At 71.8% G+C, this 24,699-nt stretch carries 22 protein-coding genes; 14 read left to right on the top strand and 8 right to left on the bottom strand.

Annotated features, from left to right (window positions below; genetic code table 11):
• Positions 1–71 precede the first annotated feature (71 nt).
• Positions 72–974 (top strand): LysR family transcriptional regulator, encoded by a 903-nt coding sequence (locus K8640_RS31260; protein ID WP_223750429.1) that lies wholly within the window; start codon positions 72–74, stop codon positions 972–974.
• 86 nt (positions 975–1,060) lie between these two features.
• Positions 1,061–1,558, top strand: a complete 498-nt coding sequence (locus K8640_RS31255; RefSeq protein WP_223750428.1) for a DoxX family protein — start codon at positions 1,061–1,063, stop codon at positions 1,556–1,558.
• Here the strand turns inward: K8640_RS31255 and K8640_RS31250 are convergent.
• The gene (locus K8640_RS31250; protein ID WP_223750427.1) at positions 1,525–2,865 is read right to left on the bottom strand and encodes a nicotinate phosphoribosyltransferase; all 1,341 of its coding nucleotides are present in this window, start codon (positions 2,863–2,865) and stop codon (positions 1,525–1,527) included. The two genes, K8640_RS31255 and K8640_RS31250, sit on opposite strands and share 34 nt — an antisense overlap.
• A 60-nt stretch (positions 2,866–2,925) precedes the next feature.
• Complete coding sequence (locus K8640_RS31245; protein ID WP_223750426.1) at positions 2,926–3,378, bottom strand: co-chaperone YbbN; 453 nt, start codon at positions 3,376–3,378, stop codon at positions 2,926–2,928.
• A gap of 258 nt (positions 3,379–3,636) precedes the next feature.
• Here K8640_RS31245 and K8640_RS31240 point away from each other — a divergent pair, with 258 nt between their 5' ends.
• From K8640_RS31240 to K8640_RS31225, 4 genes are all read left to right on the top strand, one after another.
• A complete protein-coding gene (locus tag K8640_RS31240; protein ID WP_223750425.1) occupies positions 3,637–4,650 on the top strand; it encodes a 2-hydroxyacid dehydrogenase in 1,014 nt (337 codons plus the stop codon).
• A gap of 33 nt (positions 4,651–4,683) precedes the next feature.
• On the top strand, positions 4,684–5,973 hold the full coding sequence (locus K8640_RS31235; protein ID WP_223750424.1) for a universal stress protein: 1,290 nt from the start codon (positions 4,684–4,686) through the stop codon (positions 5,971–5,973).
• 191 nt (positions 5,974–6,164) lie between these two features.
• Positions 6,165–6,752, top strand: coding sequence for a superoxide dismutase (locus K8640_RS31230; protein ID WP_223750423.1), 588 nt, complete (start codon positions 6,165–6,167; stop codon positions 6,750–6,752).
• Positions 6,753–6,857: 105 nt separating this feature from the next.
• Complete coding sequence (locus K8640_RS31225) at positions 6,858–8,492, top strand: hypothetical protein (protein ID WP_223750422.1); 1,635 nt, start codon at positions 6,858–6,860, stop codon at positions 8,490–8,492.
• A gap of 7 nt (positions 8,493–8,499) precedes the next feature.
• Here the strand turns inward: K8640_RS31225 and K8640_RS31220 are convergent, their stop codons facing one another.
• Both K8640_RS31220 and K8640_RS31215 read right to left on the bottom strand, forming a co-directional pair.
• Positions 8,500–9,159, bottom strand: coding sequence for a hypothetical protein (locus tag K8640_RS31220; protein ID WP_223750421.1), 660 nt, complete (start codon positions 9,157–9,159; stop codon positions 8,500–8,502).
• A gap of 121 nt (positions 9,160–9,280) precedes the next feature.
• Positions 9,281–10,339 (bottom strand): SMP-30/gluconolactonase/LRE family protein, encoded by a 1,059-nt coding sequence (locus K8640_RS31215; RefSeq protein ID WP_223750420.1) that lies wholly within the window; start codon positions 10,337–10,339, stop codon positions 9,281–9,283.
• Here K8640_RS31215 and K8640_RS31210 point away from each other — a divergent pair.
• The 6 genes from K8640_RS31210 (at position 10,338) to K8640_RS31185 (ending at position 16,853) form a co-directional block, all read left to right on the top strand.
• Complete coding sequence (locus K8640_RS31210) at positions 10,338–11,243, top strand: hypothetical protein (RefSeq protein WP_223750419.1); 906 nt, start codon at positions 10,338–10,340, stop codon at positions 11,241–11,243. The two genes, K8640_RS31215 and K8640_RS31210, sit on opposite strands and share 2 nt — an antisense overlap.
• 102 nt (positions 11,244–11,345) lie before the next feature.
• Entirely contained in the window at positions 11,346–12,227 is an 882-nt protein-coding gene (locus K8640_RS31205) for a LysR family transcriptional regulator (protein WP_223750418.1), read from the top strand.
• Positions 12,228–12,325: 98 nt separating this feature from the next.
• Complete coding sequence (locus tag K8640_RS31200) at positions 12,326–12,958, top strand: CHRD domain-containing protein (protein WP_223750417.1); 633 nt, start codon at positions 12,326–12,328, stop codon at positions 12,956–12,958.
• A 104-nt stretch (positions 12,959–13,062) separates the two neighbouring features.
• Entirely contained in the window at positions 13,063–14,670 is a 1,608-nt protein-coding gene (locus K8640_RS31195) for an LVIVD repeat-containing protein (protein WP_223750416.1), read from the top strand.
• A 155-nt stretch (positions 14,671–14,825) separates the two neighbouring features.
• Positions 14,826–16,010 (top strand): hypothetical protein, encoded by a 1,185-nt coding sequence (locus tag K8640_RS31190; protein ID WP_223750415.1) that lies wholly within the window; start codon positions 14,826–14,828, stop codon positions 16,008–16,010.
• Positions 16,011–16,112: 102 nt separating this feature from the next.
• Entirely contained in the window at positions 16,113–16,853 is a 741-nt protein-coding gene (locus K8640_RS31185) for an SDR family oxidoreductase (RefSeq protein ID WP_223750414.1), read from the top strand.
• 15 nt (positions 16,854–16,868) lie between these two features.
• Here the strand turns inward: K8640_RS31185 and K8640_RS31180 are convergent, their stop codons facing one another.
• Together K8640_RS31180 and K8640_RS31175 are read right to left on the bottom strand one after the other, a co-directional pair.
• Positions 16,869–17,537 carry a metallophosphoesterase gene (locus K8640_RS31180; RefSeq protein WP_141332676.1) on the bottom strand — a complete coding sequence of 223 codons (669 nt, stop codon included), beginning with the start codon at positions 17,535–17,537 and terminating at the stop codon, positions 16,869–16,871.
• Between the two features lie 3 nt (positions 17,538–17,540).
• Positions 17,541–18,455, bottom strand: a complete 915-nt coding sequence (locus tag K8640_RS31175; protein ID WP_223750413.1) for a transcriptional regulator — start codon at positions 18,453–18,455, stop codon at positions 17,541–17,543.
• 196 nt (positions 18,456–18,651) lie between these two features.
• Between K8640_RS31175 and alr the strand changes: the two genes are divergently transcribed.
• Positions 18,652–19,863 carry an alanine racemase gene (gene alr / locus K8640_RS31170; protein WP_223750412.1) on the top strand — a complete coding sequence of 404 codons (1,212 nt, stop codon included), beginning with the start codon at positions 18,652–18,654 and terminating at the stop codon, positions 19,861–19,863.
• 110 nt (positions 19,864–19,973) lie between these two features.
• On the opposite strand, the gene K8640_RS31165 is transcribed toward alr, so the two are convergent.
• Entirely contained in the window at positions 19,974–20,969 is a 996-nt protein-coding gene (locus K8640_RS31165; RefSeq protein ID WP_223750411.1) for a lysophospholipid acyltransferase family protein, read from the bottom strand.
• Between the two features lie 92 nt (positions 20,970–21,061).
• Between K8640_RS31165 and K8640_RS31160 the strand changes: the two genes are divergently transcribed.
• Complete coding sequence (locus K8640_RS31160; protein ID WP_223750410.1) at positions 21,062–23,812, top strand: M1 family metallopeptidase; 2,751 nt, start codon at positions 21,062–21,064, stop codon at positions 23,810–23,812.
• A gap of 56 nt (positions 23,813–23,868) precedes the next feature.
• Here K8640_RS31160 and K8640_RS31155 read toward each other — a convergent pair whose 3' ends face one another.
• Entirely contained in the window at positions 23,869–24,621 is a 753-nt protein-coding gene (locus K8640_RS31155; protein WP_223750409.1) for an enoyl-CoA hydratase, read from the bottom strand.
• Positions 24,622–24,699: the final 78 nt, after the last annotated feature.

The following is a 24,699-nucleotide window of genomic DNA, read 5'->3' as shown; positions in this document are numbered from 1 at the left end:
TGGTTGCATTGGAAATACGGTGTAGATGTGTGTATCTGGTCCTTGAGGTATGTCCGTGGCAGCCTGCGCGCGTGACGGAGCCTCTGTTCGATGACCTGCTGGGCCTCGCGTGCTTCGCGCGCGTGGTGGAGCACCGCTCGTTCACCCGGGCGGCGGCGGTGCTCGGGGTGTCCAAGTCGGTGGTGAGCGCGCGTGTCTCCCGCCTGGAGTCCAGGGTGGGGGAGCGGCTGCTCATCCGCACCACCCGCAAGCTCTCCGTCACGGACGCGGGGATGGGGGTGTACGCGCATGCCGCGCGCCTGTTGGAGGAGGCGGGCGCCGCCACGCGAGGGGCCTCCGATGCGGGACGGGGGAGTCTGCGCGTCAACGCGCCCATCAGCTTCGCGCAGATGTACCTGGCCCGGCCCCTGGCGCGCTTCCTCGCGGCCCACCCGGGGGCTTCGGTGGAGGTGATGTTGAGCGACAGGCTGGTGGACCTGGTCGAGGAGCGGGTGGATGTCGCCTTGCGAATCACGCGCCTGCGCGATTCGAACCTCGTGGCGCGCAAGCTCGCGACCACCGCGCTGTATGTCTGCGCGGCGCCCGCCTACCTGAAGCGCAGGGGGACACCCCGCAGGCCCGAGGACCTGTCGGGCCATGCGTGCCTGCGCTACGCGCACCTGCGCGCCGAGGACGAGTGGCGCTTCCACGGCCCCCGGGGGCGCATCCCCGTGTCGGTGAGCGGTCCGCTGACGGTGGCCAACGGCACCCTGCTGCGCGAGGCGGTGGCGGAGGGAATCGGCCTCGCGGTGCTGCCGCGCTTCATGGTGGACGAGGACCTGCGCGCGGGGCGGCTCGTCACCGTCCTGGACGACTTCATGCCGAGGCCCGTGGGCATCCACGCGGTCCACGCGGCGGGGCGCTCCCCCGCGCCGCTGGTGCGCGCCCTGCTCGACGTGCTGGCCGCGGAGTTCCGTCCCGCGCGCTGGGGCTGAACGGACCGACGCACGGGATTGTCCTGCCAGCAGAACGATTCGTTCTCGACACAGACCTTCCGCCGGAGCCGCCAGGCGCGCATTCCATGTCGCGTCAGCTCACCCGTCTTCCGGAGGTCGTCGTCATGCTCGACAACGCATCCCATCCCGCTTCATCCGCCCTCGCCGCCACCGTGCTCCGCGTATCCCTGGGGGTCGTGTTCCTGGCCCACGCGGGCGCCAAGTGGTTCATCTTCACCCTCGAGGGCACCGCCCGGTTCTTCGTGGCCCATGGCTTCCCCGGGTGGACGGCCACGCCGGTGTTCGCCATGGAGCTGCTCGGCGGCCTCGCGCTCATCGCGGGCCTGCGAGTCCGCCTCGTGTCACTGGCGCTCCTGCCCGTGCTGCTCGGCGCCTTCGCGTCCCACGCCTCCCTGGGCTGGATGTTCACCAACCCGGGCGGAGGCTGGGAGTACGTCGCCTTCCTCATCATGGCGCTCGTCACCCAGGTCCTCCTCGGCAGCGGCGCCTTCGCCGTGGACGGCGCCCTCGCGCGAAACGTCTCGGTGAATCACGGCTCGGTCGCCCAGACCTCCACCTCGTGAGCCCGCGCCCGCGCCAGCCCGTCCCCGATGACGACCGAGTAGGGCGGCCTCGCTGGCTGCAGCGCCCGAACCTCCCTCGGCAAGCGCTCACGCTCCCGACGCGCGTACTCCCGCGCCTCGGCCAGTGACGCCACGGCCCCGGGCACGCGCTGTCCCGCGCGCATCACCGGCCGCAACAGCGGACGCCCCTGCGCCGCGTCTCCCCGCCGCACCAGCAGGTCGCGCCTCGCCACGCCGTCCTCCTCCTGCCGGTACACCTGCTTCGCCCCGGGGAGCAGCGCCTTGCCCGCGGACAGCTTCACCCGCGCCCGGCCCGCGTACTCCACCAGCTTGTAGGCCATGTCCAGCGAGGGTGCGTCCGCGGACACGCCCATCGCCGTGCCCACCCCGAAGCTGTCGATGGGCGCGCCCCGCGCGAGCAGCCCCGCCACCTGCTCCTCGTCCAACCCGCCACTGGCCACCAGCCGCACGCGCTGAAGCCCCGCCTCGTCGAGCAGCTCCCGCGCCGCCAGCGACAGCGCGAGCAGGTCCCCCGAGTCGAGCCGCAGCGCGCGCACGCGGAACTCCTCACCCCGCTCGCGCGCCAGCCGGATGACGTGCTGGATGCCCCGCAGCGTGTCGTACGTGTCCACCAGCAGCGTCGCGTCCGGATACACGCGCGTGAAGGCGCGGAACGCCTCCAGCTCATCGTCGTGCGACTGCACGTAGCTGTGCGCCATCGTCCCCGCGAGCGGAATCCCATACCGCTTCCCCGCGAGCACGTTCGACGTCGAGTCCACCCCCGCGAGGTACGCCGCGCGCGCCACCTTCAGCCCCGTGTCCGCGCCGTGGATGCGCCGCAGCCCGAACTCCATCACCGGCCGGCCCCGCGCCGCCTCCACCACCCGCGAGGCCTTGGACGCCGCCAGCGTCTGCAGATGCACCAGGTTGAGCAGGTACGTCTCCACCAGCTGCGCCTCCGGCAGCGGCGCCCGCACCTCCAGCAGCGGCTCCTGCGCGAAGACCGGCGTGCCCTCCGGCATCGCGTCCACGTCCCCGCTGAAGCGGAAGCGCTCCAACCACCGCAAGAGCCGGTCCGAGAAGCGGCCCGTCGACTCGAGCCACGCCAGGTCCTCGGACTCGAAGCGCAAGCCCTCCAGCGTCTGGAGCACGTCCTCCAGGCCCGCCGCCACCAGGTAGTTGCGCTGGCGAGGCAGCCGGCGCGCGAAGAGGCTGAACACCCCCTCGTCCCACTGGCCCTCGGCCAGGTACGCCTCCGTCATCGTCAGCTGGTAGAGGTCCGTCAGCAGCGCGGCCTCGGACTCCATGTCGACTCCCCTCCTGCGCGGGCCCCGAGCCGAGGCGCGGGCCGCACTCGAATGCACGACTCAGGCCGTCACGCCCGCGCCTCCTTGCGCCGACGTCGCGCCCGCCACCCAGCGCTCCAGCTCCGGCTTCGGCATCACCCCGCTGCGCCGCGCCACCTCGCGCCCGCCCTGGAACACCACGAACGTGGGGATGCCCTGCACGCCGAGCGCGCTCGCGGAGCGCGGGTTCTGCTCCGTGTTGAGCTTGAGCACGAGCAGTCGCCCCGCCTGGGCCCGGCCCACCGCGTCCAGGATGGGGGCCGCCGCGCGACACGGTGCGCACCAGGGCGCCCACAGGTCCAACAGGATGGGCACCGGCGAGCCCAGCACCGCCCGGTCCAGCCCCTCGCCGTCCACCTCCTGCGGCGCGCCCGACAGGTCCAGCGCCCGGTGACACCGGCCACACTCGGGGTTTCCCGAGGGTCGGGGCTCTCTCACACGATTGAACGCACCACAGGCCGCGCAGCGGAACATGACGCCTCCTTCTCGACAGCCTCTCATTGCGAAAGGTAGGCCGCGCGGGGCCCCGGCGCGTCCCCCCCGCGAGCACGTCACGCCGAGGGCACCGCCTGCCCGCCCGCCACGGTGCCCTGACTTTTTTGCGCCCTCTGTCGCGCATGCGCAGTTTTTTCGCGGTCCTCCATCGCGCCCGAGCCACGAGGAGGGCATGGTGTGGGCGTTGCAGGGAGCACCATCAGGACGGGCACCCGGTCCGTCGGCGGGAGGGCAGGCATGCGGCTGGCGGTATTCGACACCCATCGCTACGACCGGAGCGCGTTGGAGGAAGCCAACGCGGACTTCGGCCATGCGCTGACCTTCCTGGAGCCCCGCCTCACGGCGCAGACCGCGCGGCTGGCGGAGGGCTTCCACGCCGTGTGCTCGTTCGTGAACGACCGCGTGGACGCGGCCACGCTGGAGTTGCTGCGTGCGTGCGGCGTGCGGCTCGTGGCCACGCGCTCGGCGGGCTACAACCACATCGACCTGGAGGCCGCGCGGCGGCTGGACGTGCGGGTGACGCGCGTGCCGGAGTACTCACCGCACGCGGTGGCCGAGCACGCGGTGACGCTGGTGCTCTCGCTCAACCGCCACATCCCCCGCGCCTTCGCGCGCGTGCGCGACTGGAACTTCTCGCTCGACGGCCTGGTGGGCTTCGACCTGGCGGGCAAGACGGTGGGCATCGCCGGCACGGGCCGCATCGGCCGCGTCGCGGCGCGCATCTTCCGGGGCTTCGGCTGTGACGTCGTCTGCTTCGACGCCGTCGCCGACGCGACCTTCGCGCGCGAGGTGGGCGCCCGCTACGTGACGCTGGAGGAGCTCTACGCCGTCAGCGACGTCATCTCGCTGCACGTGCCGCTGACGCCGGGCACCCACCACATGGTGGACGCGAAGGCGCTGGCACGGATGAAGCGCGGCGTGGTGCTGGTCAACACGGGCCGGGGCGCGCTCATCGACAGCCGCGCGCTCATCGACGCGCTCAAGTCCGGCCACATCGGCGCGGCGGGGCTGGACGTGTACGAGGAGGAGGAGGGCGTCTTCTTCCAGGACCTCTCCGGCCAGGTGCTCCAGGACGACGTGCTGGCGCGGCTGCTCACCTTTCCCAACGTGCTCGTCACCTCGCATCAAGCCTTCCTCACCCGCGAGGCGCTGGGCAGAATCGCCCACACCACGCTCGCGAGCGTCCGGGCCTTCGAGCGCGGCGAGCCCCTGGTCAACGAGGTGCGCGTGGAGCAGGTGCGGCCCGCGTGAACCCCATCCCGTAGCCGACTCGAGGAGTCCCCCATGTCCATCGTCTGCGCCACCAACTTCTCCGATGCCGCGCGCCGCGCGTGTGACGTCGCCGCCGAGCTTGCCCGGAAGGCGAACGTGCCGCTGTTCCTGGTGCACGTGCTCAACCCCAACTCCGCGCGGGCCTTCGGTCCCTCGCTGCTCCAGGCGGCCGAGGCCGCGCTGGGCGACGAGGCGAAGCGGCTGTCCCAGAAGGGCGCGCGCGTGGAGCAGGAGCTGCGCACCGGCGAGCCCTCCGCCGAGGTCGCAGACGTGGCCCGCCAGCGCCTGGCCACGCTCGTGGTGGCGGCCTCGCCCAGCAAGGAGGCCCCGTTCCTGGGCGTCGGCGGGACGGTGGACCGGCTGGCGCAGTCGCTGGAGGTGCCGCTGCTCGCCGTGCAGGACGCGAACGCCATGGAGGCGTGGGCGCGGGGCCAGCGGCCGCTCAAGGTGGTGCTGGGCGTGGACCGCTCGCTGCCGTACGAGGCCGCGCGTGAGTGGGTGCGCGCCCTGGGCGTGTGGGGCCCGCTGGACGTGGTGGGCGCGCGCGTGGTGTGGCCGGACGAGGAGTACCGGCGGCTGGGCCTGCCGCGGCCCATGGAGCTGGCGGAGGTGACGCCGGAGCTGCGCGCGGTGCTGGACAAGGAGACGCAAGCCCTGGTGACGCCGCTGGGCACGCAGGGCGTGAAGGTGCGCACGGTGCTGGAGCCGTCCCTGGGCCGCATCGCGGACCACCTGGTGGAGCTGGCCGCGCGCGAGCAGGCGGACCTGCTGGTGGTGGGCACGCACCACCGCCGGGCGCTGGGGCGCATGTGGAGCGTGTCCCACAACGCGCTGAGGCTGGCGCGGGTGTCGGTGGCCTGCATCCCGTCGCAGGCGATGGCGCCGGGCGTGGACGCGCCCCTGCCGTCGTTCCGCGAGGTCATGGTGGCCACGGACTTCTCCGAGACGGGCAACCACGCGGTGGCGCACGCCTTCGGCCTGGTGCCTCCCGGGGGCAAGGTCTACCTGGTGTCCGTGGCGGAGCTGGGCTCGCAGGTGGACACGGAGCGCGGCCGGCTGATGGCGCTGGTGCCTCGCGAGGCGGAGGCCACCGGACGCCGCGCGCAGGCGGAGGTCATCATGGATGCCGAGGACGTCGTCACCGCGCTGGTGCAGACGGCGGAGCGGCTGGGCGTGGACGCGGTGGTGATGGGGACCCACGGGCGCACGGGGCTCAAGCGCGCGCTGCTCGGCTCGACGACGCAGGCGGTGCTGTCGCGCACCTCGCGGCCGGTCCTGCTGGTGCGGCCTCCCACCGTGTGAAAGGCGACGCTCCATGTAGGGCCCGCCCACCCGGAGGGCGGGCCCTCGTACGACGCGTCGAAGTGTTGACCCGAGGATGGCCGGGAGGCTCCAGCAGGTTGGCGGCACGCCAATGGATTGGAGTCAGGCCCTCTTCCTGGGTGGGATGGTGGTAGGTGTCCTCGTCCCTTTACCCTGGAAAGGACCTGACCATGGCCGTCACGCTGCCCCCTCTTCCCTACGCCCATGACGCCCTCGCTCCGCACATGAGCAAGGAGACGCTGGAGTACCACCACGACAAGCACCACGCGGCGTACGTGAACAACCTCAACAAGCTGCTGGACGGCAAGGCCGAGGCCAACAAGTCCCTGGAGGAGATCATCCTCAGCAGCGACGGCGGCGTGTTCAACAACGCGGCCCAGGTCTGGAACCACACCTTCTTCTGGAACTGCATGAAGCCCAAGGGCGGCGGGCTGCCCACGGGCGAGCTGCTGGCGGCCATCGAGCGCGACTTCGGCTCCTTCGACAAGTTCAAGGAGGAGTTCTCCAACGCGGCCGCCACGCAGTTCGGCTCCGGCTGGGCGTGGCTGGTGCTGGACAAGAACAAGCTGGCCGTCACCAAGACGAGCAACGCGGACCTGCCGATGAAGCACGGCCAGAAGGCGCTGCTGACCATCGATGTGTGGGAGCACGCGTACTACATCGACCACCGCAACCTGCGGCCCAAGTTCATCGAGACGTTCCTCACGCACCTGGTCAACTGGGACTTCGTGGCGGACAACCTCCTCAAGAAGGGCTGAGGTTTCCACCGGGGGGTGGCTTTCCAAGGCGGGCTGTCATTGGGTTGAATGACAGCCATGGCCCTTGCCGCCCCCCGTTGGTCGTCCCACCGCCGGAGCCGGGGCGTGACGAAAGCCCTGGTGCTCGTGGCGCTCTGTCTGGTGATGGGCGCCGCGGCCGGGCTGTTCGTCCTGAAGCAACGCGGGTTGTCCGGCGAGGGAGGCCCCACCGCGCGGGCCCCTGTCGTGTGGTGCGAGGGTTTGCCGGTGGAGCGCTGCGGGCAGCATCCGCGCGACTGCCGCGTCTTGGCCTACTGCGATGGCGTGAAGTTCTGCGCGGCGACGACGGCAGCGCCTGAGCCCTGTGGCGTGGCGGGCGAGCGACCCGAGGGCATCGAGGGAGGGGCTGACGGGGCGGCCTCGCTCGTGGAGGTGGCGGAGGAGCCGGTGATGGAGGCCGTGCTCCGCTCGGACGGGTTCCGCCTGGGTGAGCTCATCGCCTCCGGGCGTGGCATCAACCTGCCGGGCAGGTCCAAGGCCACGCGGAACCTCTCGCCGCTGATGGCGGCGGCCGAGAAGGCGGATGTGGCCATCACCCGGCTGTTGCTCTCGTCGGGGGCGGACCCCTCCCTGCGGGTGCCCCGGCACGCGGAGGCCTGGCCGCCCCATGGGTGGACCGCGCGGTGCTTCGCCCGTTTCCAGGCGCTGTCCGCGGTGGAGGCGGGGCTCGTGGGCGCGAACACGGAGGAGGAGGGGTGTCTGCGGGAGGCGGACCTCCTGTCGGCGTTCCGGAGCCGGGACTCCACGCGCGCCCTCTCGCTGAGCCGCGAGCTGCGCGGAAAGGTGCAGGTCCGGGTGCTCGAGCGGGCCGCGGAGCTCTCCCTGAAGCACCGCAGCCCCTTGTTGATGCGCGCGGCGGTGGGCGCGGGCTGGGTTCCGCCGAAGGGCAACGAAGCCAGCTTCGAGCGCTGGCCCGCCTACCGGGCGTTGCTCCAGCGGGACCTGCAGACCGTGGAGGTCCTCGTGGAGGCGGGGGCGCGGTGGCCGCCGCTCGCGGAGCTGGCCCGGCTGGGACATGCGGACCTGGTGCGGCGCTCCCTCGAGGCGGGGGCGGACCCGAATGCCCAGCTGCCTCGGCTGCCCACGCCGCTCGTGGCGGGGGTGCAGTCGGGGAGCAGCTCGGTCGTCGACGTGCTGCTCGAGAAGGGCGCCGACCCGAACCTGCCGAGCCGGGGGGACGTGATGCCCCTGGGCGCCGCGGTGAACCGCCCGGGGGGCGCTCCCGCGGACGAGGAGATGGTGGGGCTGCTGCTGGAGGCGAAAGCGAATCCCAGCACGGCGGGGAAGGTGGGCGCCCTGTTGTACGCGGCGACGGGGGCCTGTCGTCCGAGCATGATTCCCCTGGTGCTGAGCCATGGGGCTCGCTGGGACAAGGCCACCCAGGGCGCGTTCCTGTATCTGTCGGCCCTGGACGCCCGCAGGTGCCCGGACGCCTCGAAGCTGGAGCTGCTCCAGGCCCTGCTCGCGGCGGGTGTCACGCTGAGCGCCGAGGACGCGGAGCGCCACGATGCGCGGTGGCGCGAAGCCATCCTCCATCCCCCCTTCGCGCGGGTCCTGCGTCAGGCGGGGCTGGTGCTGGCGCCCGTGCCTCCCAAGCCGGTGCATGAGAAGCACCTGCTCCTGTTCGACTCCGCGGACAGGGGCAAGGACCCGCGTGGCGAGCCCCGGTGGAACAACGCCGCGTCCTCCGACGCGCCGTGAGGTCCGCTCAGAAGGCGATGCCCGTCTGGATTTGCGGCCCGAAGCTGAAGCCGCTGTCGCCCGGCGCGCCGGTGAAGAACAGCGGCAGGTCCAGCTCGAGGAACCACTTGAGGTGTTCGGTGATGGGGAAGGGCTTCACGACGATGGGCACGACGCCCAGGTTGAACGGCTGGCCCGCGCCCACCTGCATGGCCAGGCGCACGCCGGCGGTGAAGCCGCCGAAGTTGTAGAGCAGGCCCGGGTCCACCACGAAGCTGGTGCCCACCCGCTCCGGCTCGCCGTCCTTCTCGAAGTCCCAGCGGCTGAAGGCGATGAACTCGAAGTCGAGCGTCCACTGCTCGGTGAGCTTCAGCGAGATGCCGGGCGTCAGGCCCAGGGAGAAGAAGTCCCCGCCGATGACCGTGGTGTCATCGTCGGTGATGTTGAGCAGCGGCAGCGCGAAGCCCACGTGACCGCCCAGCCGTGGATACATGGCCGCCATGCCGGAGCCGCCCATGGCGGCCTCTTCGTGGTGACGGCGGTGCCGCTTGTCCTTCTTGAGTGAGTACCCGGAGCTGGGGCGCCAGTCCTCGCCCGCGTGCTCGGTGGCCTGCGCGCTCCAGGGCGCGAACGTCGCGAGCAGCCCACCCAGCCCCACCATGCCTCGCCAACCCAGCCGACTCCCCATGCAGTCATCCCCCTCGTGACACTTCGCCCTACCTCGACACGACGGAGGGTGGGGAGCTCCTCAAGTCAGGACAAGCCGGCCGGGACTGGGGGACAAGGGGCGCGTCGGATTCTGGTGGGCCTCAGGGCAGCTCGCAGTCGAGGAAGTCCTTCTCGAAGACAGGGCCCAGCAGCATCCGCTTGCCGAAGACGGCGGCGGTGGCGGTGGCGGAGGTCTGCTGTCCGTCGTCGAGGAAGACCTCGGTGACCTTCATGTCCGCGTCGGTGCCGGACAGGCGCAGCACCTGGGCGGGCGCGCGGGCCTTGCCGGTGGTGTCGCCCGCATAGGCGGCGAAGTCGAGCAGCTTCGGATGGGCGGCGACCCAGAGGTTGCCCTCGGCGTCGAGCTCGATGTTGTCCGGGCCGGTGTCCAGCGCGAGCGAGTGGCGCAGGGTCAACGCGCCCGTCTCCACGTCGCGCGAGTAGCTGTCGAGCGTGCGACCCACGGCCTGCGCCAGGTACACCGTGGCCCCGTCGTGGGAGCGGTTGATGCCATTGGCGTACGTGGTGCCCTCGATGACCTTCTTGAAGCGCTGGCCGTCGAAGTAGAGGACGTTGCCCTGGCCCAGCTGGAGATAGTCCTCCAGGGTCTGCCAGAAGCCCGGCGGGTTGCCGTGGTCGTTCGTCACGTAGAAGCGCTCGGCGTCCACGGCGACCACGTCGTTGGGCGAGACGAGCTCGGGGCCCTCGCGGGTGGCGCGGTGGACGAGCAGGCCGTCGCTGCCCACCTCGAAGCGCTCGATGGTGTTGCGGTGCCCCGGGAGGTGGTTCACGACGAAGAGCGTCTGCGCGCCGGTGGGGTCCACGTACAGGCTGATGCCGTGGGGCTGGAAGGTGCCCTGGAAGCTCCCGGTCAGCAGCACCGGCGGCGTGTCGCCCTCGAGCGAGTAGCGGTAGATGTCGCCCCGGACGGGGGCGCCGGCCGCCATCGCCGCGCGGCGGTCATGCGAGGACACGTAGGCGTACTCGCCGCTCGGATGGAAGGTGAGGTCCTCCGCGCCGGGCATGCCCGACACCGGCTTGCACCTGCCGGGGGCGTGGGGGGCGATGGAACGGAACTGACCCGCGTCTCTCATTGTCTTGAGCGCGAAACCCGCGAGCAGCACGCACAGCATGCCCGCGACCATCAGGAATTTCTTCATGGGGATTGGGAGGCAGGGAGGAGGAATCCCGCAGGCTACCACGGCGGTGTGGAGGCGGCTGGGGCCCTGGCGCCAGGTCCTGGTGACGGGGGGCTTCTTGCTGTGGCTGAGCCAGTCGCGCGGGGCCCTCTGGGACGTCCGCCCGCCGGAGCCGACGACGGTGTACCTGCCGGTCTCGCGGGTCGAGGGGCCCTCCGGGCCGATGCGCACCTTCGAGGATGGGATTGACGTGAGGGGGCGCGTGCTCGACGCGCGCGGCAGGCCCGTGGCCCGGGGCTTCGTCTCCTTCACGCTGCCGGGCGGCCTGTGTGGCAACGAGCCTCGGATGAAGGGGCGGGTGGCGTTCACCGAGGGCGTCTTCCGGGTGGAGCTCCCCCACGCGAGGTTCGTGACGGTGGTCGCGGAGGACGGCCGCGCGAGCTCGGTCCGCGTCGAGCCAGGGCTGTTCCGGAGGGTGGAGGTGACGGCGGTGCTGCCGGACCACCCGACCGCGCCCTCGGGCGCGGACGCCGTGCTGCCCTGGGCACGGCCCGAGGGGCCCATCGACGAGATGTCCGAGCGGCGCTCGCCGCATGAGGCGCGCCAGGCCGCGGCGCTGACAGGCCCCCCGCGCACCGCCTGTGAGTACCTGGCGGGTGCGCGCTTCGAGACCGTGGCGGTCCCCTCACAGGGGGCCCGGGAGGTCGAGTTCCCCGTGACGTCCGCGGGGGAGCTCACGTTGGACCTGGGGCGCTTCGTCGGGTCATCCCCGGTGGACTGCGACGGCTGGAGCCTGGTCAAGGTGGACCGGTCCTGGATGACGCGGCAGCGCGTGGGCCACGTGGAGCCGTCGACGGGGCGACTCGTGCTCGAGGGCGTCGAGTACCTGCGCGCGGGCCCGGTCCACGGGGGCCGCGTGTACTGAGCCGCGCGTGCCGGACGCTTCCGGGCGCGGAGGGCGGGCTCGCGCGGGCGGGCGGGCTTCAGGGAAGATGCGCGCGGTGGCCTCCACCGGAGCGAGGACGGCATGGACCTGGAAGAGTTGCGAGCCTTCGTGGGCGTGGCGGAGACGGGCTCGTACCTGGAGGCGGCGGAGGTGCTGGCGGTGTCGCGCACCACGCTGCGCAGGCGCGTGGAGGCGCTGGAGGCCCGCGCGGGCGTGCCGCTGCTCACGAGCACCCGGACGGGCATCATCCTGACGGAGGCGGGGGCCCTGCTCGCGCGCCGGGGCCGCTTGATGATGCAGGAGACGAGCGCGCTGGTGGCGTCGCTGCGCGAGGTGGGGCACACGCCCTCCGGCACCCTGCGGGTGGTGCTGCCGGTGGGGATGCCGCCGCACCTGCTCGCGCCGCTCTTCGGCCTGCTGCGGACCACCTATCCCCAGCTGCGCGTGCACGCGCGCTTCAGCGAGCACCCTTTGTCGGAGTCGCTGGAGGACGTGGACCTGGCGGCGCACTTCGGCGACGCGCTGCCCCGCGGGCCGTGGCTGTCGCAGGTGGTGCTGCGCGTGCGCGAGGGGCTGTGGGCCAGCGAGACCTACCTGCGCCAGCGTGGCATGCCCGCCTCCGTGGAGGACCTGAAGGCGCACGAGCTGTTCTGCTGGCAGGCGCCCGGTGACGACGCGAGCGTGTGGCCCACGCTCACGGGGGCCCCGTTCCCGGTGGCGCCCGCGCTCATCTCCACCGACATCCACTTCGTCCGCGTGTGTTGTCTGGCGGGGCAGGGCATCGGCCTGATTCCCAGCGTGGAGCTGCCGGACCCGGCGGGAGGGGACGCGCTGGTGGCGGTGCTCCCGGACGTGGTGGGCCGGGTGCGCCCCTTGAGGCTGAGCGTGCCGGAGGCCCTGAGCGAGATTCCCAAGGTGCGCCAGGTGCTCACGCACATCCGCCAGTTCCTCGAGCCGCTGTGATGGGGCGGGGCGGCCATCGGGTGGCCATCTTCGGCCATCCGCGGGCCCTCGCATCCACGCTACGCCAGGAGCGTCTCATCCCCGCCCTGGAGCCCGCCATGCGTCCGTTGCTGATGTCGCTCGTGTCGACCTGTGTCCTCGTGTCCTCGGCCCACGCCAAGGACCCCGCGCTCGGGGCGAGCACCTTCACCGTCTACGAGGCGTTCCTCAGCCCCGCGCAGGAGCCGGGTGAGGAGTCGGAGGTGCCCAAGCTGTTGGAGAAGAGCCTGGGCGCCACCGCGCCCTCGACGCCGCGCGAGGCGCGCAAGTCCCGCGGGTACGGCGTGCTGCGCTTCAGCAAGGATTTGACCCGGGCCTACGTGGAGGTGGAGATGACGGGCGTCAATCCCGCGGACATCCTCATGTTCCACATCCACTGCGGGCCGCCCGGGGTGCTCGGGCCGGTGGTGGTGGACTTCGGGGAGCTGGGCAACCTGTCGAAGACGCTCGCCAACGGGCGCTGGTCCGTGGAGCTCACCAACGCCAACGTCACCTTCGTCAAGGAGATGAAGGGCATCAAGCCCGGGCTGCCGGAGAGCTGCCCCGCGGAGCTGGGGTTCCTTGCCCAGACGCGGACGCTGGCCAGCCTGGAGTCCCTGGCGCGCAAGGGCGTGCTCTACTTCAACCTGCACACCAAGGCGCATACCTATTACGGGGAGATGCGCGGACAGCTCTACGCCGCGCAGCCCTGAAGGTGCCGCGCCGCCGGCGCAATCGTCTGGCTTTTCGTTCGATATGCGGGAGGGACCCCGGACGTTTGGAGTCCAGGGGCCGGAACACATGAACGAGGAGCTTCATGACGAACCGGTGGAAAGGTGGCGTGCTCTGGGTCCTGCTCTGCGCGGGGATGGGGAGCGCGTGTTCCCGCGAGCTGGATGACGTGGTGAAGGTGCCCGTGGAGCAGGGGCCCTCCCACAGACTGGAGGACCACGGGGACTGGTCCACCGAGCCGCTCGCCGCCTGCCCGGTGCTCCCCGCCGGGAGTACGAGCGCCGCGTGCGGAACGCTGGAGTCCTTCGACCTGTCGGCCTGCTCGCGCGACAGCCTGGGGGCGGTGCGGGGCGCGGGCATCTTCACCCTGCATGTCATTGGCAATGACATCCTGACGAACGACAACAGCCAGGGCACCGGAGCGGTGCGCATCCTGGAGGACGGGCGCGTGTTCCAGGATGGCGTGCCCTTCCCGGAGTCGCGCCTGGATGAGAGCACCTTCTTCGCCTCGCGCGGCGGCACGCTTCCGGATGGGCGGGCGTACCGGACGTCGATGGTGGGGTGCAAGGCGGAGGGCTCGACGCGGCTGACGGGCTGCTTCGTGAACTGCCTGGGTGGCACGCCGGCGTTCCAGGGCACCTTCGAGCTGGAGAAGGTCCGCCGGCGCGAGGGCGAGGCGGAGGGCTCCAAGCTGGAGCTGGTGGGTGAGGGCGTGGTGCCCCAGGGCACGGTGGCCGACGTCTTCGTCACCAAGGGCCACGCCTACGTGGTGTCGCTGGAGGATGCGTTCAAGGGGCCCGGCGGGCTCTACGTGTTCGACCTGGCGGACCGCAAGGCGCCCCGGCTGGTGAAGAACGTGTTCTTCCCGGGGGACAGCTACTGGAACGGCGTGTGGGCCAAGGACGACGCGCTGTATGTCGCCAGCGCGGCGCGGGGGCTGCTGGTGTTCGACATCTCGGACCCGGCGGACCCGGTGCTGGTGAGCGCGCTGCCGGGCGGAGGTGCGGTCAACGTGCACACCGTTTTCGTGGCGATGGACCGGCTGTATGCGATGTCCATCTCGCCGGCGCCGGTGACGCTCATCTTCGACGTGAAGAACGCGCGGGAGCCGGTGCTGCTCGGTCGCTACGCGGACCCGAGCGTCAATCCCAGCGTGGCCTCCTTCCCGCATGACGCCACGGCGTGGGGCAACCGGCTGTTCGTGAATCACTGGCGCGCGGGCCTGCTGATTCTCGACGTGAGCGACCCGGCGAACGTGGTGAAGGTGGGGGAGTATGTCTATCCGCGCTCCACCAGCCACACGAACCGCTGGCACTACGTGAACAACCGCCTCATCGTCTTCGAGGGCGGCGAGGACTGGGGAGGGCACGTGCGGGCCATCGACATGACGGACCCGAAGGACCCCATCCTCGTCGGCGAGTACCGGCTCACCCCGGGCGTCTCCGTGCACAACATGGAGCTGAAGGGGAATCGGCTCTACCTGAGCCATTACCAGCACGGCGTGCGGGTGCTGGACGTGTCGCGGCCCTCGGAGATGAAGGAGGTCGCCTACTACAACACCTGGCGGGCGACGGACCGGGCGCGGGGGTTGATGTTCTTCGACGGCGCCATCGGCGTGCGCATCCCGGATGACGGCCACGTGTATGTCATCGACACCTCGCGGGGCCTGCTCATCTTCGAGGAGGTGGAGTAGCGGACGTGACGCCGCGCCGGAGGTGGGCCTCGTGTCCGCCTCCGGCGGTGGGGTCCTCCTCCGGGATGACTGGCATGGTCTCGCGCGGGCCTCCTGGCCTACGCTCGCGCGGGGTGCCGGGTCATTCGAAGTCGGGAGCCGGAGAGATGGGCTCGATGAAGCGTTACGGGTGGATGGTGGTGTTGCTGCTCGCGGGCGGCTGTGGTTCGCGTCACCACGGGCCGACGGTGCACGAGCGCCGGGCGGCGATTCGGGCCGACCATGCGGGCAAGTATGGCGGCGAGGGCTTCCAGGCCACGCAGTGGGGCATGTCGCGCGCGCAGGTGCGGGCGCTGTACCCCGAGGCGCTGGTGACGGCGCGCGAGGACCTGGTGGTGTCGACGACGCTCGGGGAGCGTCCGGCCCGGGTGTTCTTCCTCTTCGCGGGAGACAAGCTGGGCTCGGTGTTCGTGCGCTTCGCGACCCCGGAGGTCCTGCGGGACGAGCACCAGCAGATGGTGGAGGTGCTGAACGCGAAGTACGGGCGGCCCCGGAAGCGAGGCTCGTCGCGACGTGTGTTGAAGTACCGCGAGTCCATCGACCTGGCGTGGCTGCTCACCAAGACGTCGCCGCCCGCGGCTGAGTGGGCGCCCGCGCGGCGAGATTCCGCGTTCGGGACGAGCGAAGCACCGGCGGAGGCGATGTCCTCGCCGCCGCTCGTGGAGGAGTCGGGGAGGGTGACCGTGGCGCCTCCCGTGGAGGCGCAGGCGATGGAAGGGCGGGCGGGGAGCGAGGCATCCGCTCAGGCGCAGTCGACGGGAGGACAGGCGGAGATCGCGACACCCGCGCAGGAGCAGTCGACGGGAGGACGCGCAGGGAGCGCGGCACCAGCGCGGGCGCAGGCGACGGGAGGACAGGCGGGGAGCGAGGCACCCGCGCGGGCCCAGGCGAGCGGAGTTCCTGCGGACGATGCGATGGCCTCATCGCGCGAAGGGGCTCGGGAGGGCGAGGCGCAGATGGACGTGCCGCCGCTCGTGGCGGTCGAGCAGGACGCGATGGACGAGGCGCCGCCGCCGCTCGTGGAGGCCCAGGTGGACGATGACGACCGGCCTGACGCGTACGACGACACCCAGGAGGAACCCTCTTCTCCGGAGCCGGAGATTCGCGCGTCCCGGAACGGGTACGTGGTCGTCGCCCGCTGGAAGGCCCCGGAGACGGCGGTCCGGCTCCTGGGCTACCAGGTGGCGCGAGACCGCCTGCTGACGCTGCTCTACGAGAGCGATGCCTACGGCGAGGAGATTCGCGAGGAGATGGAGGGGCGGCTCGCCGCGGAGCTGCGCAAGCAGGCCCGCGACTTCTAGCGGACAGTGACGGCGGACCCCGCGTCACTCCCTGCTTCCCGCCGAGCGAAAGACATGGTTCCTCCCGGCTTTCGTCACGGAAGTCCGGCCGGGAGGAATCACATGAGCATCCAGGGTTCGAAGGTCGCCCTCGTCACCGGGGCATCGCGAGGCATCGGCGCGGCGGTCGCGGAGCGGCTCGCGCGGGACGGCTTCAGCGTCATCGTGAACTACTCGAGCTCCGCGGGGCCCGCGGAGGCGCTCGTGCGTGACGTCGAGCGGGCCGGCGGCAAGGCCCTGGCCGTGAAGGCGGACATCAGCAAGAGCGCCCAGGTGCGCGGCATGTTCGACGCGGCCGAGAAGGCCTTCGGCGGCGTGGACGTGCTGGTCAACAACGCGGGCATCATGACGCTGTCGCCCGTGGCGGACATGGAGGACGCCGCCTTCGAGCGGCTCGTCGCCGTCAACCTCCAGGGCACCTTCAACACCCTGCGCGAGGCCGCGCGTCGGCTGCGCAAGGGCGGGCGCATCATCAACTTCTCCTCCAGCGTGGTGGGCCTGCTGCAGCCCACGTACGCCGTCTACGCGGCCACCAAGGCGGGCGTGGAGGCGATGACGAGCGTGCTGGCCAAGGAGCTGCGCGGCCGCGACATCACCGTCAACGCCGTGGCCCCCGGCCCCACCGCCACGGACCTGTTCCTCGACGGCAAGCCCCAGGAGGTCGTCGACCGGCTGGCGAAGCTGGCCCCGCTGGAGCGGCTGGGGCAGCCCGTGGACATCGCGTCGGTGGTCTCCTTCCTCGCGGGCCCCGACGGCGCGTGGGTCAACGGGCAGGTGCTGCGCGCCAACGGCGGCATCATCTGACGCGGAGTGCCCGCCTCACGGCGAGCCGTGCACATCGACATAGGCGCGCTGGGCCGGCACGGACACGAGCCGGCCCTCCGGCATCACGTACGCGGTGAGCCGCCCGCCGTACACGCAGCCCGAGTCGAGCCCCACGGCGTGCGGATGTTGCTGCACGCCGCGCATGGCGTCGTGGCCGAAGATGACCAGCTCCGGCCCCTTCCAGCAGCTGGCCCAGGGCACGCCGCCGTCCACCCGCTTCGACGGCGTCCCGTCCGGGGCGATGCTGCGCAGGTTGAGCAGCTCGTCCGCGCGCTGCGCCTCCAGGGGAACTCCCGGCACCAGCCCGCCGTGCACCGCGAGCACGTTCAGCTCCGGGAAGCGGCGATACAGCGGCTGCGCCTCCAGGTACGCCCAGTCCTCGGCGCACAGCGTGTCGAGCACCTGGCGGTGCTCCTTGCCCAGCTTCTTTCCCTCGGGCCCGCGGCCCGAGTGCCAGCGCAGCACGTGCGCGTCGTGGTTGCCGCGCACCGCGAGCATCCCCAGCTCGCGCGCCCGCCGCACCACACCCGCCGAGTCCGGCCCCTTCGCGACCAGGTCCCCCACCAGCACCACGCGGTCGTCGGGGCACCAGCCGCACGCGGTCAGCAGCGCGTCCAGCTCCCGCGCGCAGCCGTGCACGTCGCCGATGAAGAGCGTGCGCATCGCTCACTCCACCTTCGAGCGCAAGAGGCGGCTGAGGTTGACGTCGAGCTGGCTGGAGATGAGGCGCAGCACGCTGTCGAGCTGCGAGCCGGTCAGCCGCAGCTTCTCGGTGAGCAGGCGCCGCGTCTCCTGGAGGAGCGACTCCTGCGCGGCCACCACCCAGCGCGCCGCCGTGGAGCGGTGCACGCCGTACAGCGCGCCCAGCTGGTCGATGCTCAGCCCGTCCAGGTACTTCATGCGCAGGAAGTTGCGCTGACGCGCCTCCAGCGTGCCGAGCGCGGTGGTGAACGACGCGCTGAACTCCGCGCGGTACGTGTTCTTCAAGTAGACGAGCTCCGGGTCGTCCCCGGGCGCGACGAGCAGCGACAAATCCCCATCATCCGCCTGGGGGTGTCCGCCGCGCTGGCGCTGCCAGTCGAGCGCGAGCCACAGCGCCGCGGCGCGCACCCAGCCGCTCAAGGGACCCGTGCCGGGGTAGGCCGCCAGTCGGGCGGGGGCATCCTGGCTGCCCACCAGCATGCGCTGGCGCAAAAGCTGGCGGACCTCGTCGAGCCCCGAGGGCGGCAGCTTCAGCCGCGCCACGGCGGCGTTCACCTCGGGCATGAAGCTCGCCTCGAAGGCACTCAACGCGGAGGGGAGCTGGTCCGCCGCCGCGCGCGCCAGGTAGACGTCCGGGAGGTGGAACTTCTCCACGTCCTCGGAGGGGGCCTGCGCGGGGAGCAGCCGCGCCAGGTGGACGACGAAGCGCGCGCCGTCCAGTTCCACCCCGGGCCACGCCGCGCGCGCCGTACCCAACACGCGCGCGAGCAACGCCTGAAGCGGGGGCAGCGACTCCGGCGCGCAGGGGACACCTCGCGCCGCGATGAAGGCCTGGGCCAGGGAAACGTCCGGGGAGGACACGCCGTGGGACGATAGCACCCCCCTCCCGTAATCCAGATTCGACCATTTCCGAAGTGAACGCTTGTTTGCCCCGTCTCGTGACGGGAGTGGGACGCCTGGGTGCCTTGTGTGACAAGGGGCTCGCCTGTCCCGGAAACGGGCGCCCGCGGCCCCTGGACCGCGCGCTCCCTGGCCCGGCCATTGCTGGTATGGGACGGGAGTCGACGTCGCGGAGGTGCACGTGGAGTCCATTGGTGGCGGGCCTGGGGACGCGGCTCATACCTCGTGGTTGGAGCTGAGCGCGGGTGCGCTGAGGCACAACGTGGAGGTGTTCCGGGCGCTGGAGGGGGGCAAGGGGTCCTCGGGGGCACTGGGCGTGGTGCTCAAGGGCAACGCCTACGGACACGGGCTGTCGCAGGTGCTGCCGGTGGTCCATGGGCGGGTGGACATCCTGTACTTCATCGCGCCGCAGGACGCGCTGCGGGTGCGGGAGCACGAGCGGGCCCAGGGCCTTGCTCCCCGGCAGGTGGTGGTGCTGGGGGCGGTGGCGCCGGAGGAGGCGGTGGTGCTGGCGCGGGAGGGCGTGGAGGTGGTGGTGGCCGACCGTGGTTGGGAGGCCGCGGTGCCGGTGCTGCGCGCGGCCAGGCTGGCTCGGCCGCTGCGGGTCCATGTCCACATCGACACGGGCCTGGGGCGCGAGGGCTTCACGTTGGAGCAGCTGCCCGGGGAGACGCGGTTCCTCGTGGACGCGCGCGACGTGCTGGAGGTGGTGGGCGGGCTGAGCCACTTCGCCAACACGGAGGACGTGACGGAGCAGGGGTACGCGCTGGCGCAGGTGGACGCGTTCGAGACGGGGCTGGGGCTGCTGTCGGCGCAGCTGGGGACCGGGCGGGTGTTGCAGCGGCACATCGCCGCGAGCGCCGCGACGCTGGTGCTGCCCCGGGCGCGCTACGAGGCGCGGCGGGTGGGGATTTCGTTGTACGGGCTGTGGCCGTCGGCGGAGACGCGGCTGTCGGCGCGGCTGGTGCTGGGCGAGGTGCCGTCCTTGCGGCCGGTGTTGTCGTGGCGGTGCGGGAGTCAGGTGGTGAAGTGGCTGCCGGCGAATGCGTACGTGGGCTATGGCTGCACGTACCGGACGTCGGAGCCCACGCGCATCGCTGTATTGCCGGTGGGGTACTACGACGGCTACCCGAGGCTGGCGTCGGGCAAGGCGCACGTGCTGGTGAACGGGCGGCGGTGCGCGGTGCTGGGGCGCGTGATGATGAACCACCTCATCGTGGACGTGACGCGGGCGACGCCGGACGAGCACCCCGTGACGGCGACGCTGCTGGGGCGCGACGGCGAGGAGTCCATCACCGCCGAGGCGCTCGCGGGCTGGGCGCAGACCATCCACTACGAGGTCGTCACGCGCCTGGGCGCGCACCTGCGCCGCGTGGTGGTGGAGTAGGGCCCCGGTCAGCGCTTCGCGTCCATCCCAGCGGGCGCCGGACGCCGCCCGGGTGGTCGCGCGGCGGCATCACGCGGCCGCGCGATGGGGGGCAGCCGGGCGCGCGCGCCTCAGCGCTTCGCGTCCGTCGCCGCGGGCGGCTGCACCTTCCAGCGGCGGTGCAGCCACATCCACTGGTCGGGGTACTTGCGGATGCAGCGCTCCAGCGCGGCGGTGATGCGCGCGGTGTGCTCCGTCACCGGGTCCGCGCACTCACCGGGCGCGGGCGCCGGGATGGGGCCCTCCACCTCCAGCCGGAAGCGCGCGCCCTTGCCGCTGCGCACGCCCATCACCACGAACACCGGCGCGCCCGTGCGCTGCGCGGCCACCGCGCACGCGGGCGTGGTGGACGCGAGCCGACCGAAGAACGGCACGAACACCGCGGCCTTCGCCGGCAGCGCCTGGTCCAGCAGCATGTAGGGCGACTCGCCGCGCTCCACCGCCTCCGAAATCTCCTGGATGGCGCCGCGCGGATAGATGAGCCCCGCGCCGCAGCCCAGCCGGTTCTCCGCGATGCGCGTGTTGAGCGCGCCCTTGAGCGGACGCACCAGCGCGTCGATGCCCACGCCCCAGCGAATCAGCATGTCGCCGAGCAGCTCCCAGTTGCCGAAGTGCGCCGTCACCAGCAGCGCGCCCTGGCCCGTGGCCACCCGGGCCCGCAGCGCGTCCCAGGCCTCCTGGCCCACGACCCCCTGCTCGCCCCAGTCGGCGGGCAGCCGGTCCCCACCGGGAATCGACTCCAACACCACGCGCGACATGTTGATGTACGCGCCCCGCGCGATGTCGCGCCGCTCCGCGTCGCTCTTCTCCGGCAGCCCGCGCGCCAGGTTGTCCATCACCACGCGGCGACGGATGCCCAGCGTGTACGCCAGATTGCCCACGAAGCGGGCGAGTGCGTCACGCGACTGGGGCGACAGCCAGGTGATGAAGGCGAAGACGGGCCGCGTCAGGAGCTTCACCAGCGCGCCGGGCGGCGTGCCGATGATGCGGCGCAGGTGCTCCGCGGGCTGCTTCTGGGCGTTCGTTACCGGGACGACCTGGTCGGAAATGGGAGCGGAGGCGGACACGCGGGCACTCCACCCCGAAGTGAAGTTTCCGGCAAGGACACACTCGCGCTCGGCGCTACCCTGGCTGCTCGGCATAAGACACACTGCGCGCCATGCCCAACCTGCTCCGTCCGGTGGCGCTGGCCACCGTTGCCCTGTTGTCCGCATGCGGTGCCCGGCAGACCCCGCCGGTCACCGAGCCCGTGGCGACCACCGCCGCGGCTCCCTCCACCGCGGCCCCCACGCCGCCCACGCTGCGCCTGCCCAAGGACGTGCGTCCCAAGGGCTACGCCGTGGAGCTCACCCTGGACCCGAAGGCCTCCGCCTTCCAGGGCGTCGCGGAAATCGGCCTCGACGTGTCGAAGCCCACCACCGTCGTGTGGCTGCACGGCAAGAACCTCACCGTGAAGCAGGCCACGCTGACGCAAGGAGGCACGCCGCGCGAGGCGACCGTGCACCGGAGCGAGGCGGGAGACTTCCTGGGCTTCTCCGTGAAGGAGCCGCTGACGCTGGGCACCGCGAAGCTGCGCGTCGTCTACGAGGGCATCGCCTCCGAGAAGGAGACGGATGGCGCCTTCCGCGTGAACGAGGGCGGTGACTGGTATGTCTTCACCCAGTTCGAGCCCATCGACGCGCGCCGCGTCTTCCCGTGCTTCGACGAGCCCGAGTTCAAGGTGCCCTGGCAGTTCACCTTCCACGTGCCCGCGGGCAACGTGGCCGTCACCAACACGCCGCAGCTGGCAGAGGAGGCCCGCCCCGACGGCGGCCGCACCTACCGCTTCGGCCGCACGCAGCCCCTGCCCAGCTACCTCATCGCCTTCGGCGTGGGCCCGTTCGACTTCCTGGAGGCGGCCGACTCCGGACAGAAGAAGGTGAAGACGCGCATCATCACCCCGCGCGGCCGCACCGTGGAGGGCACGTACGCCGCCAAGGTGACGCCCGAAATCCTCGCCGCGCTGGAGGCGTACTTCGGCATCCCCTACGCATACGAGAAGCTGGACGTCATCGCGGTGCCGCTGCTCGGCGGCGCCATGGAGCACCCGGGCCTGGTGACGTTCAACTCGCAGCTCATGCTGTCCAAGCCGGAGGAGGACTCCATCGGCCGCCAGCGCGCCTTCTCGGAGACGCAGGTGCACGAGCTGGGGCACCAGTGGTTCGGCAACCTCGTCACCCTGGCGTGGTGGGACGACCTGTGGCTCAACGAGTCCTTCGCGTCCTGGGTGACGCCGCGCATCGTCGAGTCCTGGCAGCCGACGTGGGACGCGCCGGTGGAGCGCGTGCAGGACCGCAGCCGCTCGCTGGACGCCGACAGCCTCTTGTCCGCGCGCCGCATCCGCCAGCCCATCGACAGCGCCAATGACATCCACAACGCCTTCGACGGCATCACCTACGGCAAGGGCTCCGCGGTGCTGACCATGACGGAGGAGTGGCTGGGGCGCGAGGTGTTCCGCAAGGGCATCCAGCGCTACATGAAGAAGCACGCGCACGCCAACGCCACGGCGAAGGACTTCCTGGACGCGCTGTCGGCGGAGGCCGGGCAGGACGTGACGGGCGTCTTGAGCACGTTCCTGGACCAGGGCGGCGCGCCGCTGGTGACGGCGACGCTCGAGTGTGGCGCGGGCCAGCCCAAGGTGGTGCTCACCCAGCAGCGCTACCTGCGCCTGGGCTCGAAGGCGCCCCAGCCGCAGACGTGGAAGGTGCCCGTGTGCGTGAAGTACGCGGTGGGCAACAAGGACGCGAAGGCGTGCACGGTGCTGGAGGGCGAGCGCGCCGAGGTGGCCCTGACGGAGGCGAAGACGTGCCCGGCCTGGGTGTTCCCCAACGCGGAGGGCGCGGGGTTCTTCCGCATCCAGCTGGCGGGCGAGGCGGCGAAGAAGCTGACGAAGGCGGGCATGGCGAGGCTGTCGCGCGCGGAGCGGGTGGCGCTCTTGGGCGACGTGCGGGCGCTGGCGCTGGCCGGGGCGCTGCCGGCCTCGGAGGCGCTGGCCCTGGCGGAGCGCTCGGCGCACGACCCGGACCGGGTCATCGTCGAGAGCACCATGGAGATGCTGGACCTGGTGAGCACGCGGCTGCTGCCGGAGAGCCGGCATGCGGACCGGGCGCGCTTCCTGCGCGAGACGTACGGCCCCCGGGCCCGGGAGCTCGGCTTCACGCCGCGCAAGGGCGAGAGCGAGGACACGCGGCTGTTGCGTCCCCGCGTCATCCGGCTCGCGGGCCGCGACGGCGCGGACCCGAAGCTGGTGGCGGAGGCGAAGGGGCTCGCGGACAAGTGGCTCGTCAACCCCGCGGCGGTGGACCCGGAGATGGTGGACGCGGTGCTCTCCATCGCCTCGGCGCACGGGGACGCGGCCTTCCAGCAGAAGCTGCTGACGGCGGTGCGCTCGGAGAAGGACCGCTCGCGGCGCGGGGACATGATTCTGGCGCTGAGCGGCTTCGTCGACCCGGAGCTGGTGAAGCAGAACCTGGGGCTCGTCTTCGAGAAGGGGATGGACCCGCGCGAGACGGTGTGGATGGCGTTCGCGGCCTCGCAGCACGTGAAGACGCAGGGCGTGGCGTTCGACTTCGTGACGAAGAACTACGACAAGCTCGTGGGCGACTCGCCGGACGCGCTCCTGCCGCAGGACGCGGCGGGGCGGCTGTCCTTCGTGGGCCGCGCGTTCTGCGGTGAGGAGCAGCGCAAGGCGCTGGCGGAGTTCTTCACGCCGCGCGCCGAGAAGGCCCCGGGGGGGCCTCGCACGCTGGCGCAGGTGCTGGAGTCGGTGGACCAGTGCGTGGCGCTGAAGGCCGCGCAGGCCCAGAGCGTCGAGTCGTTCCTCGACGGCCGCGTCACCCACCCCCAGCCGAAGCTGCAGAAGACGCGCTGAAGCGGGTGTCGCGCAAAGCCCGGAGGGCCTTCGTGGCTCTCCGGGCGGTCCGCGGGCTACTTCCGGCCGCGCGACATGAACGCCATGAAGGCCTCCTGGGCCTCCGTGGAGCCCAGGCGCTCGATGAACTTCGCGCCCTCGCGCGCGAGCGTGGCGTGGGTCTGCTCGCGCAGCGGGCCGCGAATCAGCTCCTTCGTCACGCGCACGGCCTCGGCGGGGCGGGAGGCCAGGGTGCGGGCGCGCTCGGTGGCGACCTCGTGGAGGCTCGCGTCGGGGACGACCTTGTTGATGATGCCGGCGCGCAGCGCGGTGGCCGCGTCGAAGGGCTCGCCGAACAGGAGCAGCTCGCTGGCCAGCGCGTAGCCGGCCATGCGCGGCAACAGCAGGCTGCTGGCGCCCTCGGCGCACAGGCCCAGCTGCACGAAGGGCATGTGGAAGCGCGCGCGCTCGGTGGCGATGACGTAGTCACAGTGCAGCAGCATGGTGGTGCCGATGCCCACCGCCGGGCCGTCCACCGCCGCGAGCACGGGCTTGGGCGCGTCCACCAGCGCCTTGAGGAAGAGGAACACGGCGCTGTCCTCGCCCGCGGGCGGGTGCTCCATGAAGTCGCCGATGTCGTTGCCCGCGGTGAAGACGGTGCCGGCGCCGATGAGCAGCACCACGCGGACCTCGTCGTCCGTCGCCGCCTGCTGGAGCGCGGCGGTGGCCGCCTCGTACATCGCATGCGTGAAGGCGTTCTTCTTCTCGGGTCGGTTGAAGGTGAGGGTGAGGACCCCCGCTTCCCGCTTCGTCAGCAACGTGTCGGACATGGCGCCGGAGCCTAGACCGACTCGCGCCGGGGCGCGGGCGGAACTTGCGGCCCACCCCGCGTGTGCTCCGTCTCCCTA

Source organism: Myxococcus sp. XM-1-1-1 (genome assembly GCF_020037095.1).
GTDB lineage: Bacteria > Myxococcota > Myxococcia > Myxococcales > Myxococcaceae > Myxococcus > Myxococcus fulvus.
The sequence above is the reverse complement of the archived record's forward strand: the minus strand, read 5'-3'. Positions and strand labels throughout refer to the sequence as shown.